Annotated in this window: 11 protein-coding genes and 1 pseudogene; 5 read left to right on the top strand and 7 right to left on the bottom strand. The window is 63.7% G+C overall.

All coding sequences use genetic code 11. The annotated features are described in order from the left end of the window. Positions 1-36: 36 nt before the first annotated feature. Together HMPREF9465_RS13025 and HMPREF9465_RS00720 are read left to right on the top strand one after the other, a co-directional pair. Positions 37-972, top strand: a complete 936-nt coding sequence (locus tag HMPREF9465_RS13025; protein WP_155994184.1) for a hypothetical protein — start codon at positions 37-39, stop codon at positions 970-972. Between the two features lie 14 nt (positions 973-986). After that, entirely contained in the window at positions 987-3122 is a 2136-nt protein-coding gene (locus HMPREF9465_RS00720; protein ID WP_005433163.1) for an ATP-dependent DNA helicase, read from the top strand. On the opposite strand, the gene rlmD is transcribed toward HMPREF9465_RS00720, so the two are convergent. The 6 genes from rlmD to HMPREF9465_RS00690 all read right to left on the bottom strand — a co-directional run bounded on the left by rlmD (position 3110) and on the right by HMPREF9465_RS00690 (position 9943). Beyond that, positions 3110-4507 carry a 23S rRNA (uracil(1939)-C(5))-methyltransferase RlmD gene (gene rlmD, locus HMPREF9465_RS00715; protein WP_005433161.1) on the bottom strand — a complete coding sequence of 466 codons (1398 nt, stop codon included), beginning with the start codon at positions 4505-4507 and terminating at the stop codon, positions 3110-3112. The two genes, HMPREF9465_RS00720 and rlmD, sit on opposite strands and share 13 nt — an antisense overlap. Before the next feature lie 17 nt (positions 4508-4524). After that, the gene (locus HMPREF9465_RS12070; protein WP_005433159.1) at positions 4525-5313 is read right to left on the bottom strand and encodes a 4Fe-4S binding protein; all 789 of its coding nucleotides are present in this window, start codon (positions 5311-5313) and stop codon (positions 4525-4527) included. A 73-nt stretch (positions 5314-5386) separates the two neighbouring features. Further along, complete coding sequence (locus HMPREF9465_RS00705) at positions 5387-5743, bottom strand: hypothetical protein (protein ID WP_005433157.1); 357 nt, start codon at positions 5741-5743, stop codon at positions 5387-5389. Beyond that, a complete protein-coding gene (locus tag HMPREF9465_RS00700; RefSeq protein WP_005433155.1) occupies positions 5743-7080 on the bottom strand; it encodes a sodium-dependent transporter in 1338 nt (445 codons plus the stop codon). The genes HMPREF9465_RS00705 and HMPREF9465_RS00700 overlap by 1 nt, the downstream gene beginning before the upstream one ends. Before the next feature lie 90 nt (positions 7081-7170). Beyond that, complete coding sequence (locus HMPREF9465_RS00695) at positions 7171-8508, bottom strand: sodium-dependent transporter (RefSeq protein WP_005433153.1); 1338 nt, start codon at positions 8506-8508, stop codon at positions 7171-7173. 94 nt (positions 8509-8602) lie between these two features. Next, positions 8603-9943, bottom strand: a complete 1341-nt coding sequence (locus tag HMPREF9465_RS00690) for a sodium-dependent transporter (protein WP_005433151.1) — start codon at positions 9941-9943, stop codon at positions 8603-8605. A 460-nt stretch (positions 9944-10403) separates the two neighbouring features. On the opposite strand from HMPREF9465_RS00690, the gene HMPREF9465_RS00685 reads away from it, so the two are divergent. The 3 genes and pseudogenes from HMPREF9465_RS00685 to HMPREF9465_RS13980 all read left to right on the top strand — a co-directional run bounded on the left by HMPREF9465_RS00685 (position 10404) and on the right by HMPREF9465_RS13980 (position 13317). Continuing rightward, complete coding sequence (locus HMPREF9465_RS00685; RefSeq protein WP_005433149.1) at positions 10404-11138, top strand: SIMPL domain-containing protein; 735 nt, start codon at positions 10404-10406, stop codon at positions 11136-11138. A 144-nt stretch (positions 11139-11282) separates the two neighbouring features. Next, the gene (locus tag HMPREF9465_RS00680; RefSeq protein WP_005433148.1) at positions 11283-11930 is read left to right on the top strand and encodes a phosphatidylserine decarboxylase; all 648 of its coding nucleotides are present in this window, start codon (positions 11283-11285) and stop codon (positions 11928-11930) included. Between the two features lie 92 nt (positions 11931-12022). After that, a pseudogene (locus HMPREF9465_RS13980) lies at positions 12023-13317 on the top strand (IS256 family transposase). A 118-nt stretch (positions 13318-13435) separates the two neighbouring features. On the opposite strand, the gene HMPREF9465_RS13975 reads toward HMPREF9465_RS13980, so the two are convergent. Then, positions 13436-13663: a transposase gene (locus HMPREF9465_RS13975; RefSeq protein ID WP_038006020.1), complete on the bottom strand. Its 228-nt coding sequence runs from the start codon at positions 13661-13663 to the stop codon at positions 13436-13438. Positions 13664-13847: the final 184 nt, after the last annotated feature.

Here is a 13847-nt window from a genome sequence, read left to right as displayed (position 1 = left end):
TCTGTCAGAAGACAGAGGTTTCTGCGCCGAGTTTCTATGAACAAGCCGTGCACTTATCTTCTTTCCGCTCTGATGGCGTCCGCCGTGCTGGCGCCTGTCGCCGCTTCGGCCGCCGACAAGTCCGAGCTCGAGGTCCGCATGGAGGCGGCGCAGAAGGTGCTCGCCGACCGCTCCTACTACGAGCGTTGGTCGCCCGAGGCCGCCCTGAAGACGGTTGAGGATGCAAAGGCCGCCAATGAGGCGGGTTCGGCCAGGCAGAAGGAGATCGACGGTGCGCTCGACGTCATGAAGGACTGGTGCCACACGCGCTTTCTCGTTAACGCCTGCATCAAGGACGCGAGGGACCTGCATCACGAGCGTGAGAAGGAGATCCGTAGCGTACGCCTCAAGGCCGACGAGATGATCCGCCTCGACCGCGTCGAGCAGCGCAGGGCCCGTCAGGAAAGCCAGAAGCAGAACGTGAAGCAGCCCATGAAGCTCGGCGGCTCCACCGAGTCTCCCGAAAGCCGCAGCGAGTCGCGCGCCGAGGAGGTGAAGACCAAGCAGAGCCGCGCCGAGGAGCGCAGGGCCCTTGAGGAGGCGAACGTCCGTGCCTACGAGGAAAAGCAGGCGAGGGCCGCCAGAAAGGCGGAGGAGCGCCACGATCCCATCAGGGTGAAGAGCCGCGTGAAGGCTCCGTCAAGTCCCATTGAAGGACATCTCGGCCGTACGGCGGCTGACGTTGAGGCGGGCAGGGCCGAGGCGGCCGAGCGCATGGCTCAGGAGGACGCCAACATTGCGGCCTTCAATGCCAAGCAGGCCGAGGCGAAGAAGCGCCTTGAGGAGGCCGAGGCCACCGCCGCCGAACGCAAGGCGAGCCGCGAGGCGCGGCAGGCGAACTTCAACAAGACGCTCGAGGAGCGTCGCGCCGCACAGAAGCGCTATGAGGAGTCCAGGGAGAACAAGGACTCTGGCCTCAAGAAGTATTTCTGAGTCGAAGGAAAGAGATGGTTGCTGCTGAAATAAATCCGCGTCTCTGGGACGCCTCGACGCCGCTTGTCGAGCGAGTTGCACTCGCCTTTGATGAAAAGGGCCCGCTCACGAAGGCCGTCAAGGGCTTCTGCGTGCGCGAGGGGCAGCGCGAGTTCGCCGTCGAGGCGGCCCGCGCGGTCGAGGAGAAGACCATTCTCGTCGCCGAGGCGGGGACGGGCACGGGCAAGACCTTCGCCTATCTGACGCCCGCGCTTCTTGCAGGCGCGACCTGCGTCATCTCGACGGCAGGCAAGTCGCTTCAGGACCAGCTCTGCGCCAAGGACCTTCCCGCCCTGCGCGATGCGCTCGGCGTGCCCGTCAAGGTCGCGCTTCTCAAGGGACGCGCCAACTACGTCTGCCACTTCCGCCTCGAACTCACGGCCTCCGAAGGCAGGCTCCCCGAGCAGGACTCCTATCTGAAGCTCAGGAAGATCCAGCGCTTTGCGGCGGTCAGCCGCACGGGCGACCGAGCGGAACTCCCCGACGTGCCCGAGGACGACCGCCTCTGGCCCCTCGTGACGAGCACGCGCGAAAACTGCCTCGGCAAGGACCGCTGTCCGAACTACGACGACTGCTTCGTCAAGAAGGCCCGCGAGGACGCCATGCAGAGTCAGGTCGTCGTGGTGAACCACCATCTCTATCTGAGCTCGATGGCCCTCAAGCGCGAGTCCGATGCGATCGACGGCATGCTGCCGCAGGCGGCACTCACGGTGATCGACGAGGCGCACCAGCTGCCCGGCATCGCCTCGAGCTTCTTCGGCACGAGCTTCTCGACCTATGACGTCGAGAACGTCTCGATGGAGGCCCGCAGGCTCGGCCGCACGAAGTGCAACGACGGCGCCGAGTGGGAGATCCTCTACGACCGCGTGCTCAAGGCGGGGCGCGAGTTCAGGCTCGACGCCCAGCGCATCGGTCTTGCCGAGGGCGAGAGGCTCGATGTCGACGAGATCGAGGGCTTCGGCGAGCTTTATCCTGGCTTCGAGCGCCTGCGCGCGGCCTTTGCGGCCATGGGCGAGGCGATGAGGGCCAATGAGGGCCGCGACAATGAGCTCGACACGCTCGCCGAGCGTCATGCCGAGCTCATGGAACAGATGGAGGCTTGGACGGCCATCTTCGTGAAGTGCCGCAACGGTGCGGCCGATGAGGCTTCCGAGGGTGAAGCCGCCGGAGATGCCGAGGTTGGGGGAGAAGCAGGGCCCGAAGCGGGTGCGGCTTCCGGAGCGGACGCAGAGGTGCGCTGGCTCGAGGTGAGCCAGCACGGCATTCGCTTCAACCTGACGCCGCTTTCCTTTGCGGAGGAATTTCGCGAGATGCGAGAGCGCGAGGGCGGCGCCTGGGTCTTCACGTCGGCCACGCTTTCGAGCGCGGGCAGGTTCGACCTCTTCAAGCAGAGGCTCGGCATCGGCGAATGCGTCGAGCGCACGTGGGAGAGCCCCTTCAACTACTGGGAACAGGGGTGCTTCTATCTGCCGCAGATGCCGCCGCCCGCGAACAACACGGCGGTGCACACGCACAACGTCATTGAAAAGGTCTGGCCGCTCATCAACGCGGCGGGCGGACGCACGTTCGTTCTCTGCACGTCGCTCGCGGCCGTGAGGGCCGCGGCGGACGAGCTTCAGGCGAGGCTCGAGGCCAACGGGAATCCCTATCCGCTCTTCGTTCAGGGCGACGGTCCCAAAATGCGCCTCATCGAAGAGTTCAGGGCGCACGGCAACGCCGTGCTTGTGGGCTCGATGAGCTTCTGGGAGGGGGTCGACGTCAAGGGGGAGGCGCTTTCGCTCGTCGTGATCGACAAGATTCCCTTCGCGCCGCCCAACGATCCCGTGATGATGGCGCGAAGTCGCGCCGTCGAGGCTTCGGGCAGGCGTCCCTTCGACGAGATCACGCTGCCCGAGGCGGTCATCACGCTCAAGCAGGGTGCGGGACGCCTCATCCGCTCGGAAGGCGACAGGGGCATGCTCGTCATCTGCGACCCTCGCATCCTCAACAAGGGCTACGGCAAGGTCGTGCGCGACAGCCTGCCCGACTTCTACTGCACGCGCAGGGAGGAGAAGGCGCTAGAGTTCTTCCTCAATCCCGAGCGCTTCAGAGAAGGTCTTTACCGAGGCTGAGCGTCGCGGACGAACTTCGCAACCGTCTCGACGTGGAGTGCGCCCGGGAAGAGGTCCACGGGCGCGAGCCTCTCGATGCGCCAGCCGAGCTCGATGAACTTTGCCGCATCGCGCGCGAAGGTCTTCGGGTTGCAGGAGACATAGACGAATCGCGTGAGCGGCAGGGCCGTCAGCATGGCGGGCACCGTCTCCTCGAGCCCCTTGAAGGCGGGGTCGAGAATGGCCGCGGCGGGCCTGATGCCCGAGGCGATGAGACGGGGCAGCTCGTCCTCGACCGCACCCGCGTGGAAGACGGCGTTTTCGATGCCGTTTCGCTTGGCGTTGAGTTTGGCGCGCTCGATCGAGGCGGCGACGATGTCGACGCCCACGGCCTTCGCGCAGGTGCGGGCGGCAAGGAGCGTCATCGTGCCCACGCCGCAGTAGAGGTCGAGCAGGACCTCGTCCTTTTCGGGCGCAACCCACTCAAGCGCCATGGCGTAGAGCCTCTCCGTCTGTCCCGGATTGACTTGCAGGAAGGTTTCGGGACGCACCGTAAAGCGCAGCCCCCCGATCGTCGTTTCGATGCCGTCCGTGCCCGCAACGTGCAGGCTGTGGCGTCCGAGCACCGCATTGCCGGGCGTCGGGTGCAGGTTGAGGAAGACGCTCGTGATGCCTTCCTCCATGAGCTTCTTCGCAAGCTTCCCGACAAAGATCCTGACTTCGGGCGTCTCGCCGTGCACGCAGAGCGTGAAGAGGCGCTGCGGCTTCTCTGAATCCACGCCGTCCCTCATGACGATCGTGCGCACGTCGCCCTCGCGGTGCGATTCGTTCCAGGGAGAGAGGTCCGAGAGCGAGAGCATGCGGGCCGCGGTTTCGGCGGCCTTGGCCATCCACTCGGGCGTCTGCGGGCAGAAGCAGGATTCGGGCACGGGAAAGTGCGAGCCCTGAGCATACATCGCGAAGTACCAGCGTCCCTCGGGATCGACGCCCGGATAGAGCACGGCCTTGTTGCGAAAGCCCTGCGTGAACGCCTCGGCGTCGTGCGGCGCCTCGACGAGGGGCAGGGGCTCGGGGGCTTCGACGCCCGATTCGGAGAGCGCCCTTTCGAGCAGTCCGCGCTTGACGACGGCCTGGCCCTCTGGAGTGAGGCTGCCGAGCGCGCAGCCGCCGCAGGCGGGCCTGGCCACATGGGCGGGACACGGGGAGGCGGCCCACCAGGGGCTCTTCCGGGTGATCTTCACGTACTGGGCGACGCTCGATCGCGTGCCGCGTGCGGGCGGATCGACCTCCGCGGTGACCTCGTCGCCGGGGAGCGCCCCCGGCACGAAGACGCGGAGTCCGTCCTCGTAGGCGATGCCTGCGCCCGTCGAGGCGATGTCGGTGATGGTGAGATGCCTGGTCGTCATCGGAGGAGAATGCGTTGTCAGAAGAAGAATTCGGGGAACTTCGGAGCCTCGCAGGCGGGGCGGATGCGCTCGCGCACCTGGGCCATGGCGGCTAGGACGGGCTCGGGGAAGTTGCGGTGGCTGTCGGGGCAGGCGTCGATGCAGGCGCGGCAGCCGATGCACTGCGAGGGATCCTTCACGCGCATGCTGAAGGGATCGATGATGTCCATCGGGCAGACCTCGGCACAGCGGCCGCACATGCGGCAGACAGGGTCGGGCATGGGCACGAAGCCGGTCTTCGGATAGGGACGGAGCTCCCCTTCGCCCGGAAATTCGGGGGCGAACCTCGCCGTGCCGTCCCTGAGCGCCTCGAACACCCTGCGTGCGAAGTCGCCCGCTGAGAAGCGGTCGGCTTCGTTGGGACGGCCTGCACCGAACTCGGGGAACTGGCTGTGCTCGACGGGGAAGGCCGCGCCTGCGGGCACGACGAAGCCCGCGGCGCGAAGCACGGCTGCGAGCTCGCGGAGCGTGTCCTCATGCGCGCGGCAGCCGTAGGCGGCGACGGGCACTGCAGCCGCACCGTTGCCCGTCCACTTGGCGAGGGACTGCATCGGAAGGGGCACGCGGCCGAAGTAGACGGGTACGCCCAGAAAGACGAGATCGCCTTTGCCGAAGGTGCGGGCCTCCTCGCGTTCCCAGCGGTCGGTGAGGTCGAGCTCCTCGACGGGAAGGGCGGTGCCTGCAAGGCCCTGAGCGATCATGCTCATAAGGCGGCGGGTGCGGCCCGTCGGGGAGAAACGGGCGACGATGATGCGGTTGGGGGACATGGTTCTGATTCCTCTGCGTGAGGCTCCCGCACAGGGGGGGCGAGAGCCGGCGTCCGTCCCGTGGTGTGAAGGATCAGAGGACGAGAAGCGCCGTACTGCACACAATGATAGCCAAGACGGCGGGTGCGCACGCACGGAGAAGTCCCGAGGTGAGGCCTTTGCGGAAGGCGATGGCCTCGTCGGGCGGCAGACCTGCCGAGCGGGCTGAAAGCTCCTGCCGGAGTACGAGGAGGACCATGAGATAGAGGGCGCCGAGGACGATGACGATGCTCGCGGCGTTTCGAAGTGAGGAGGCCCCGTCGACGACGAGGCCCGAAATCATGGCGGCGCCGAGCGCGAGGCACAGGGTGCCGATCCAGAGCGACCTGTGTGCGCGGTACTCCTGTGCGAGCACCGCGTACACGAGGCGGCGTGCGGAATCCTCGGTCATCAGAGGCTGCCGCCGGCGACGACAAGCACGAAGAGCGGGCTGACGACGCCGATCATGATGCGGATGAACCAGAGGCCTGACTCGGAGACGGGGCGGGCGGCCGTGAGCTCGCGCTTCATCGTGGGCCATGCCACCCAGGCGGCAGCGATGGCGATGCCGAAGGTTGAGAGCGGCATGCCGACGTTGGACGTGACGTAGTCGAGGATGTCGAAGATCGTCCTGTTGAAGAACTTGACGTCGCTCCAGACGCCGAAGGAGAGTGTGGAGGCAAGGCCCACGACCGTGCAGCTCGCGACGGTGAGCAGGATGGCCGGCGTGCGGCGCATGTTGAACTGGCGGGTGAGGAGCGCCGTACAGGCTTCGAGCATCGAGACGGACGAGGTGAGGGCCGCAACGACGAGACAGACGTAGAACATGACGGCGAAGAGCTGGCCGAGCGGCATCTTCGAGAAGACGGCGGGCATCGTCACGAAGGTGAGGCCGGGGCCGGCGCTCGGGTCAAGACCGAAGGCGAAGACGGCGGGGAGCACCATCAGACCGCCGAGAATCGAGGACATGATGGCGAGGACGGCGACCCATCCCACTGCGCCCGGAAGGTCGGCCTTGGGACTCAGGTAGGAGCCGTAGGTGATCATCGTGCCGGCGCCGAGCGAGAGCGAGAAGAAGCAGAAGCCCATCGCGTTGAAGAGCGCGGAGGCGTTGAAGTCCTCCCAGCGGGGCGCGAAGAGGTACTCGAGGCCGGCGAGGCCGCCAGGCAGCGTGAGGCCGCGCACGATGATGATGAGCATCAGGATGAAGAGCGCGGGCATGAGCACCTTGGCGACGCGTTCGATGCCGCCCTGAATGCCGCGGAGCACGACGACGGACGTGATGCCGAGGAAGATCATCATGTAGAGGAAGCTCATCGAACCGTCGGAGACGAAGGCGCCGAAGTGCGTGCCGAGGAGTTCGGGATCGCTGATGAGGCCGCGGCCGATGACGGCGTCGACCATGTACTTGATGCACCAGCCGCCCACGCCCGAGTAAAACGAGAGGATCAGGAAGACCGTGAAGACGCCGACGCCGCCGAAGAAGCCCCAGCCCCTGCCGCAGACCTTGGTGAGCGAGGCCATCGGGCCCTCGCGTCCGGCGCGGCCCATGGCGAATTCGGCCACGAGCAGCGAGATGCCGACGGTGAAGGTGAAGAAGATGTAGGGCAGCATGAAGACGGAGCCGCCGTTCGTGCCCGCCATGTACGGGAACTTCCAGATGGCGCCGAGGCCGACGGCCGAGCCTGCGCTTGCAAGAATGAAGCCGAGGCGGGAGCCCCAGCTTGTGGTGGTTTGGTTTTCAGACATTGGGTTGGACTCCGATCTTGTGCTTTTTGCCCGCCGTTCGCATCGGGTGGCCTGACGGCGTGGAATTTATTGGAATGAGGTCAAATGGACTCAGAAGACGCCGAGGCCCTTGAGCATCACGATGAGGATGAGGATCGGTGCGAAGATGCCGGCCATCACGCGGTAGCTCTTGAGGAAGAAGCCGGAGACGGGCTTGACGAGCGAGAGCTGGTTCACGGTCGTGGGCCAGGCGAGCCAGGCCGTGACGATGGCGATGCCGATCACGCCGATCGGCATGCCGATGTTGGACGTGAGGTAGTCGAAGAAGTCGAAGAAGCTCTTGCCGAAGATCGTCACGTGCGAGAGCGTGCCGAAGCTGAGCGCGCAGAGCGTGCCGAGAACGGCGAGGATCGAGCCCGTGATCGTGACGCCGGCGGGGCGGCTGATGTTGAACTCGTCGTGGAGGAACTGCACGGACATCTCCAGAATCGAGATCGAGGACGTGAGGGCCGCAACGAAGAGGCACACGTAGAAGGTGATCGCGAAGAAGTGGCCGAACGGGAGCTGCGCGAAGACGGCGGGCATCGTCGCGAAGGTGAGGCCGGGGCCAGCGTCGGGCGAGAGGCCGAAGGCGAAGACGGCGGGCATGATCATCAGACCGCCGAGAATGGCCGAGAGAATCGCGAGGAAGACGATCCAGGAGACGGACGACGGAAGGTGAACGCGGTCGCTGAGGTAGCTGCCGTAGTTCATCTGGGAGCCCGAGCCCACGGAGAGCGAGAAGAAGGCGAAGCCCATCGCGTTGAGCAGCGACTCGCCCGTGAAGGCGGAGAGGTCGGGCTTGAAGAGGAATTCGACTCCCTTCATGGCGCCGGGGAGCATGAGGCCGCGCACGATGAGGATGAGCATCATGAAGAAGAGGAGCGGCATCAGGACCTTGGAGACGCGCTCGATGCCCTTTTCAACGCCGAAGTAGACGACGAAGGCGGTGGCGCCGAGGAAGGTGAGGTGCGAGAGCACGGGGGCGACGTCGGAGGAGGCGAAGGACTCGAAGGCGCCGCGCATCATGGACGGATCGTTGATGATGCCGTTGCCCATGAAGGCCTGAATCATGTAGTAGACGCACCAGCCGCCCACCACGGAGTAGAAGGCGAGCACGAGGAAGCCCGTGAGCACGGAGATGTATCCGATGATGCCCGTGAAGGGACCGCCGAGCCTTCGGAAGGCGCCTGCGGCGCCTGCGCGTACCGAGCGGCCCATGCACATCTCGCCGATGAGAAGCGTGAGGCCGATCGTCACGGTGAAGAAGATGTAGGGGAGCATGAAGATGGAGCCGCCGTTCGTGCCAGCCATGTAGGGAAACTTCCAAATGGCACCGAGACCGACGGCGGAGCCTGCGCTCGCGAGAATAAACCCCAGGCGGGACCCCCATACTGAACGTTCTGTCATTTTTTTTGCTTGTATTTCTAATGGTCAAGGCGGTTCGGCTTTCTGGAGCCGGACCGCCGCGGGTTGTGTTTGGGTGCGGTGTCGCCGCGGGCCGTCAGACAAGGCCCGAGACGAGCACCACAAGCACGAGGACCGGAGAGAAGCCGATCATCATGAGGCGGAGGAACTTCACGGCGCCCTCGGAGAGAGAGGTGTTTCGCGTGATGTTCTCGCGGATCTGCGGCCAGCATCTGACGCCTGCGAGCCACAGGATGATCAGGCCGCCCACGGGCAGGGAGATGTTGCTCGTGAAGAAGTCGAAGAGGTCGAAGATCGTCTTGCCGCCGAAGAAGGTGACGTCGGAGAGCTTGCCGAACGAGAGGCAGGGCAGGGCGCCGACGACGGCGAGCGCGAGCGTGGAGAGCATGGCCGCGCCCGCACGCTTCATCTTGTGCTCGTCGACGAGGAAGGCGACGACGATCTCGATCATCGAGACGGACGACGTGATGGCCGCCACCGCGATGCACAGGTAGAAGATCACGGCGAAGACCTGACCGAATGGAAGCTGCGCGAAGACGGCGGGCATCGTGATGAAGGTGAGGCCGGGACCTGCGGACGGGTCGAGTCCGAAGGCGAAGACGCTCGGCATGATCATCAGGCCGCCGAGAATGGAGGCGATGACCGCAAGGAACGTGATCCAGAGGCAGCCGTTGACGAGGTTCGAGTTCTGATCAAGGTACGAGCCGTAGGTGAGCATGCACCCGCAACCCACGCACAGCGAGAAGAAAGTGAAGCCCATGGCCTGCAGCAGGGCGCTCCAGGTGAAGGCGTCGGGATCGAACTTGAAGAGGAACTCAAGGCCGCCTATGGCGCCGGGGAGCATCAGGCCGCGCACGATGAGCACGAGCATCATCACGAAGAGGAGCGGCATCAGGAACTTGGAGATGCGCTCGATGCCCTTCGTGACGTCGAGCGCCACGATGAGGCCGTTGAGCAGCAGGAAGAGCCACTGGAAGCCGAGTGCCTGGACGGGATCGGAGACGAAGCTGCCGAAGTGCTTGCCGAGCTCGGCCTGGTCGGTGATGAGGCCCGAGCCCGTGGCCGCTTCGGCGAAGTAGGCGAGCGTCCACCCTCCGATGGCCGAATAGAAGCACAGGACGAGGAAGCCCGTGAGAACGCCGAGATAGCCTGCGGGCACCCAGGCGCGGCCCGCGAGGTTGCGGTAGGCCGTCACGATGCCGCCGCGGCCCGCACGGCCGAGCGCCACTTCGGCGATCAGCAGGGCGGCGCCCACGGTGAAGGTCATGAGGATGTAGGGGAAGAGAAAGGCGCTGCCGCCGTTCGTGCCCGCCATGTAGGGGAACTTCCAGATGGCCCCCAGACCCACGGCAGCACCGGCGCTGGCGAGCACGAAGCCGATTCGGCTCGTCCAGGTCTTTCGCTGTTCTCCGGACATAAGTACACTCCTTGATCCGCAGTCCGCCCCATCGGGAGGCGCGCGGAAGGCAGAGGCGGTCTTGATGCCGCCTGATTGACTCTTTTATGCGACAGGTCCTTCGGAAGCGGTGTCCCGGTTGCAGTTTGCTCATGAGGCTTCTGCTGCTTTTTTGGGCGGACGACGCGCGTGAGGACTTTGCCTGACTGTAAGAATCGTAACAGGTCGGACGGGTTTGCAACTAGGGAAAAAGGCTAAGGTGTCGCCGATGGGATCAAACGGCGGGCAGAGAAAGCGGCGTTTTCGGAGCGGCGCAGGCTCGAAAAACGCAGGGCGCGGGCGTGCCCTTCAGGTCCGCAGGCGGAAAATCCGGGGATGCTCCTCAATAAATCGTTGCAAACGTGCCTGCGAAAGGGTATCGCTGGAACTCATAATGAAAGAAACGGCATTCGCTGCCGTGACTCAACAAGGAGAACCTCGAATGAAGAAGACCGTTCTTGCCCTCAGCGCAGCCGCCGTCTGCGTCGCATCAGCCGCTCCCGTCCTCGCCGAAGGGCAGAATCCGATGACGGCGCCCGTCCAGATCTCGATGCAGGGCGAGGCGAGCATGACCGTCGCCAACGACGAGGCCGTCATTCTCTTTTCGGCCGAAAGCCGCAGGCCCGATGCGGTCTCGGCCTCGAACGATGCGGCCAAGCGCGGCAACGCGGCGATCGAGGCGCTCAAGCGCTTCAGCGACAAGATCGACGTCGGGACGACGGGGCTCTCGACCAATCCCGTCTATACCCGTGCCAAGGAAGGCGAGGTTTCCGAGATCGGAGCCTGGGAGGCCCGCGAGACCCTGCGCGTTACGGTGCGTGACGTGAGCGTCGTCTCGGACGTGCTCGCCGCCGTCGTCGGCCACATGAACTACGAGGGCATCACCTTCCGCGTCTCCGACAAGGCCGAGCGCGCCCAGCGAGACGAGCTCCTCAAGGCCGCCGTAGCCGATGCGCTCCGGCAGGCGGGAATCGTTGCTGAGTCGATCGGCCGCAAGTCCTCCGACGTGAGCGTCGCCTCGGTGCGCATCGGGTCGCACAGCGCGGGCGGCCCTCGCTACTACGCGGCCCCCATGATGAAGGCCGAGCGCGCCTCGGCAAACGTTGCGCCTGCAGTGATCGCAGGCACGGCCGAGGTATCGCTCACCGTGACGGTCGAGGCCCGGTTGCCCCGCTGAGCCGGGTTCGTCTCAAGCCCCTGAATCTCCGTGCCGGACGCCCGAAGGGGCGGCCGGCGCCTTCGTTCAGCCGAAATCCGCGCACAAGACGGCTTTTTTCATTAAAATGGGCGCACTTTCCACAAGCTCTCTCCGGAGATCGAATTGAACTCGCGAATCTATCCGCATCCCTTCTTCGCCCGTGAAGGGCGCCCCTTCATCATCGGCACGTTCGCCGTCACGGCCGTGCTCTGGCTTCTCGACTGGAACTTCCTCGCCTTCCTCTCGCTCGTCCTCTTTGTCTTTTGCGTTCAGTTCTTCCGCGATCCGGCCCGTGAACTTCCCACCGATCCGAAGGCCGTGCTGAGCCCGGTCGACGGCCGCGTCTGCAAGGTCCAGAAAGCTCAGGATCCTCTTACCGGCGAGGATGCGATGATGATTTCGATCTTCATGAACGTCTTCAACGTCCACAGCCAGAAGTCCCCCGTCGCTGGTCGCGTCGAGGAGATCGTCTACAAGCCCGGTCTCTTCCTCAACGCCGATCTTGACAAGGCTTCGACTCATAACGAGCGCAACGCCGTTCGCGTCACGACTGACGAGGGGCGAAGCGTAACCTTCGTCCAAGTGGCCGGCCTTGTTGCCCGTCGCATCCTCTGCTATGCCAAGGTGGGCGAACGTCTCGAAAAGGGCGAGCGTTATGGCTTCATCCGTTTCGGCTCTCGCGTTGACGTCTATCTGCCGCTCGACGCCGAGATCACCGTTTCGATCGGAGACAAGGTCACCGGCGTGATGTCCACGATCGCGCGTCTCTGATCAGTCAGGAATGTGAACCACTGACAACCGTCCAAAAGAGCCTGTTCGACTGCGAACGGGCTCTTTTGGTTTGCTTGGCATGGGCACACCCAATGAGCACGAACACCAAACGCAATTCTCGTAAGAAGTCCACCAATCCCCTCGATAACCACATCGAACAGTACGTTTCCGAGCTTCGAACATCGGGCCGCTCCCTGGGTCCCGAAGCCTTCTCCGAGGCCGTACGTACCTTCTCCCAGCGCTTTGTCGAAGCCATGTTGCAGGGAGAAATGGATGCACATCTCACCGGCTGTCAGCCCACCGAAGCGCCTCCTGAAGAAGTTGATGCTGACGAGCTTCTCCAGGTCCCCAACAAGCGCAACGGCTTTAGTCACAAGACCCTCAAGACCGAGTATGGTCCTCTGCCACTGAGCGTTCTGCGCGGTCGCAAAAACACTTTCGACCCAATCATCGTGCCCAAGCACAGCCGGTCGTTCGGCAAAATGGACGAGCAGATCATCGCCATGTACGCCAGAGGCATGAGCACCCGTGACATCCAGGCTTCATCGACAATCTCTACGGTGTGGACATCAGCCCCGACTACGTCAGCAAGGTTACCGACAGGGTGCTTGAAGACGTCCAGGAGTGGCAGAATCGCCCGCTCGCAAGTGTGTATCCGGTCGCTTTCTTTGACGCCCTCCGAGTCAAAATCCGCAGTGGCGCAGCTGTAAAGAACATGGCCGTTCATCTCGGGATTGGGGTGCGAACAGACGGTACGCGTGAGGTTCTGGGCATGTGGATCGCCGAGAATGAGGGTGCAAGCTTCTGGGTGACCGTCTTTAGGGGCTGAAGGCCCGAGGCGTTGAGGACATTCTCATCGCCGTTACGGATGGCCTGAAGGGCATGACTGAAGCTATAGAGGTCGTCTATCCACAGACCCTCCATCAGACCTGCATCGTTCACCTTATTCGCGCCGACATCATTCGTTTCTCAGAAGGACAGAGCGGCCGTGTGCAAGGAGCTCAAGCCCATCTATCAAGCAGTGGATGCCGACGCTGCAGAACGTGCTCTGGAGCGTTTTAGGAATACGACCATGGACAAAAAGTACCCTGCCATCATCCAAATCTGGGAACGGGCCTGGGCACAGGTGATCCCGTTCATCCAGTTCGCGCCTGAGATCCGTACGCAGATCTATACGATCAATTCGATTGAAGGGCTCAACCGAGCTGTCCGGAAGGTAATCAAGACGCGCACTCTGTTCCCCAATGAAGAGGCTGCCAAGAAGCTGATCTATCTGGCCATCATGAATTTCACGGCCTCCTGGAAACGTGCTACGCCCAAGTGGTCTGCTGCCATGCCCCAGTTCGCTCTGCTGTTTGGTGAGCGGTTTACTGGTGTCATGGAGTAAGCTAACGCGCCTGCCGCTTCGCGGCGCGCGATAGTGGGGGCTAAGGAGGATCCTCCCGCGCTCCGCGCGGGCCCCTCCACCATATCCCCTGCTATCGCATCAGGTCTGGCAGACTACATCACAAAAAGGAAAGGGCAGCCTCGTTGGGCTGCCCCTGGAATAACCTCCCCAGACACAGCAATCCTGACACTCCCCGGAAGCGAAGCAAAGCGGTGGTTCGCCCAGAAGGCACTCGACAGAAGAGCCGCGCGGCTACGTCGCTCGTCAGGTACACCTCCATTTGGAGGTCCGAATAATTGAGAGAAATCTGCAGGAGGTGGAGGCGGACCATCATCTCCAATCGCATGTACGGACGTCCAGCCTGAACTGCGAGCCCGTTCTTCTTGTGGGAGAAGGGCAAGCACAGTTTAACGAGCTCATCAACCACATCATCCGGAGAGCGTCAGAAATTTTGTGTCCATGGGATAATCGGAGCCCGCCAAACGGGTGCATCCAATGAACACGAACACCAAACGCAATTCTCGTAAGAA

The sequence above is a fragment of the Sutterella wadsworthensis 2_1_59BFAA genome (assembly GCF_000297775.1).
In the GTDB taxonomy this organism is placed as follows: Bacteria; Pseudomonadota; Gammaproteobacteria; order Burkholderiales; family Burkholderiaceae_F; genus Sutterella; species Sutterella wadsworthensis_A.
This window is presented reverse-complemented; position numbering and strand designations above follow the sequence as displayed.

What these genes read in the sequence shown, in the direction of transcription:
- HMPREF9465_RS13025 (WP_155994184.1), top strand. Translation starts at nt 37, where the DNA reads ATGAACAAGCCGTGCACTTATCTTCTTTCCGCTCTGATGGCGTCCGCC.
- HMPREF9465_RS00720 (WP_005433163.1), top strand. Translation starts at nt 987, where the DNA reads ATGGTTGCTGCTGAAATAAATCCGCGTCTCTGGGACGCCTCGACGCCG.
- rlmD (WP_005433161.1), bottom strand. Translation starts at nt 4,507, where the DNA reads ATGACGACCAGGCATCTCACCATCACCGACATCGCCTCGACGGGCGCA.
- HMPREF9465_RS12070 (WP_005433159.1), bottom strand. Translation starts at nt 5,313, where the DNA reads ATGTCCCCCAACCGCATCATCGTCGCCCGTTTCTCCCCGACGGGCCGC.
- HMPREF9465_RS00705 (WP_005433157.1), bottom strand. Translation starts at nt 5,743, where the DNA reads ATGACCGAGGATTCCGCACGCCGCCTCGTGTACGCGGTGCTCGCACAG.
- HMPREF9465_RS00700 (WP_005433155.1), bottom strand. Translation starts at nt 7,080, where the DNA reads ATGTCTGAAAACCAAACCACCACAAGCTGGGGCTCCCGCCTCGGCTTC.
- HMPREF9465_RS00695 (WP_005433153.1), bottom strand. Translation starts at nt 8,508, where the DNA reads ATGACAGAACGTTCAGTATGGGGGTCCCGCCTGGGGTTTATTCTCGCG.
- HMPREF9465_RS00690 (WP_005433151.1), bottom strand. Translation starts at nt 9,943, where the DNA reads ATGTCCGGAGAACAGCGAAAGACCTGGACGAGCCGAATCGGCTTCGTG.
- HMPREF9465_RS00685 (WP_005433149.1), top strand. Translation starts at nt 10,404, where the DNA reads ATGAAGAAGACCGTTCTTGCCCTCAGCGCAGCCGCCGTCTGCGTCGCA.
- HMPREF9465_RS13975 (WP_038006020.1), bottom strand. Translation starts at nt 13,663, where the DNA reads ATGCGATTGGAGATGATGGTCCGCCTCCACCTCCTGCAGATTTCTCTC.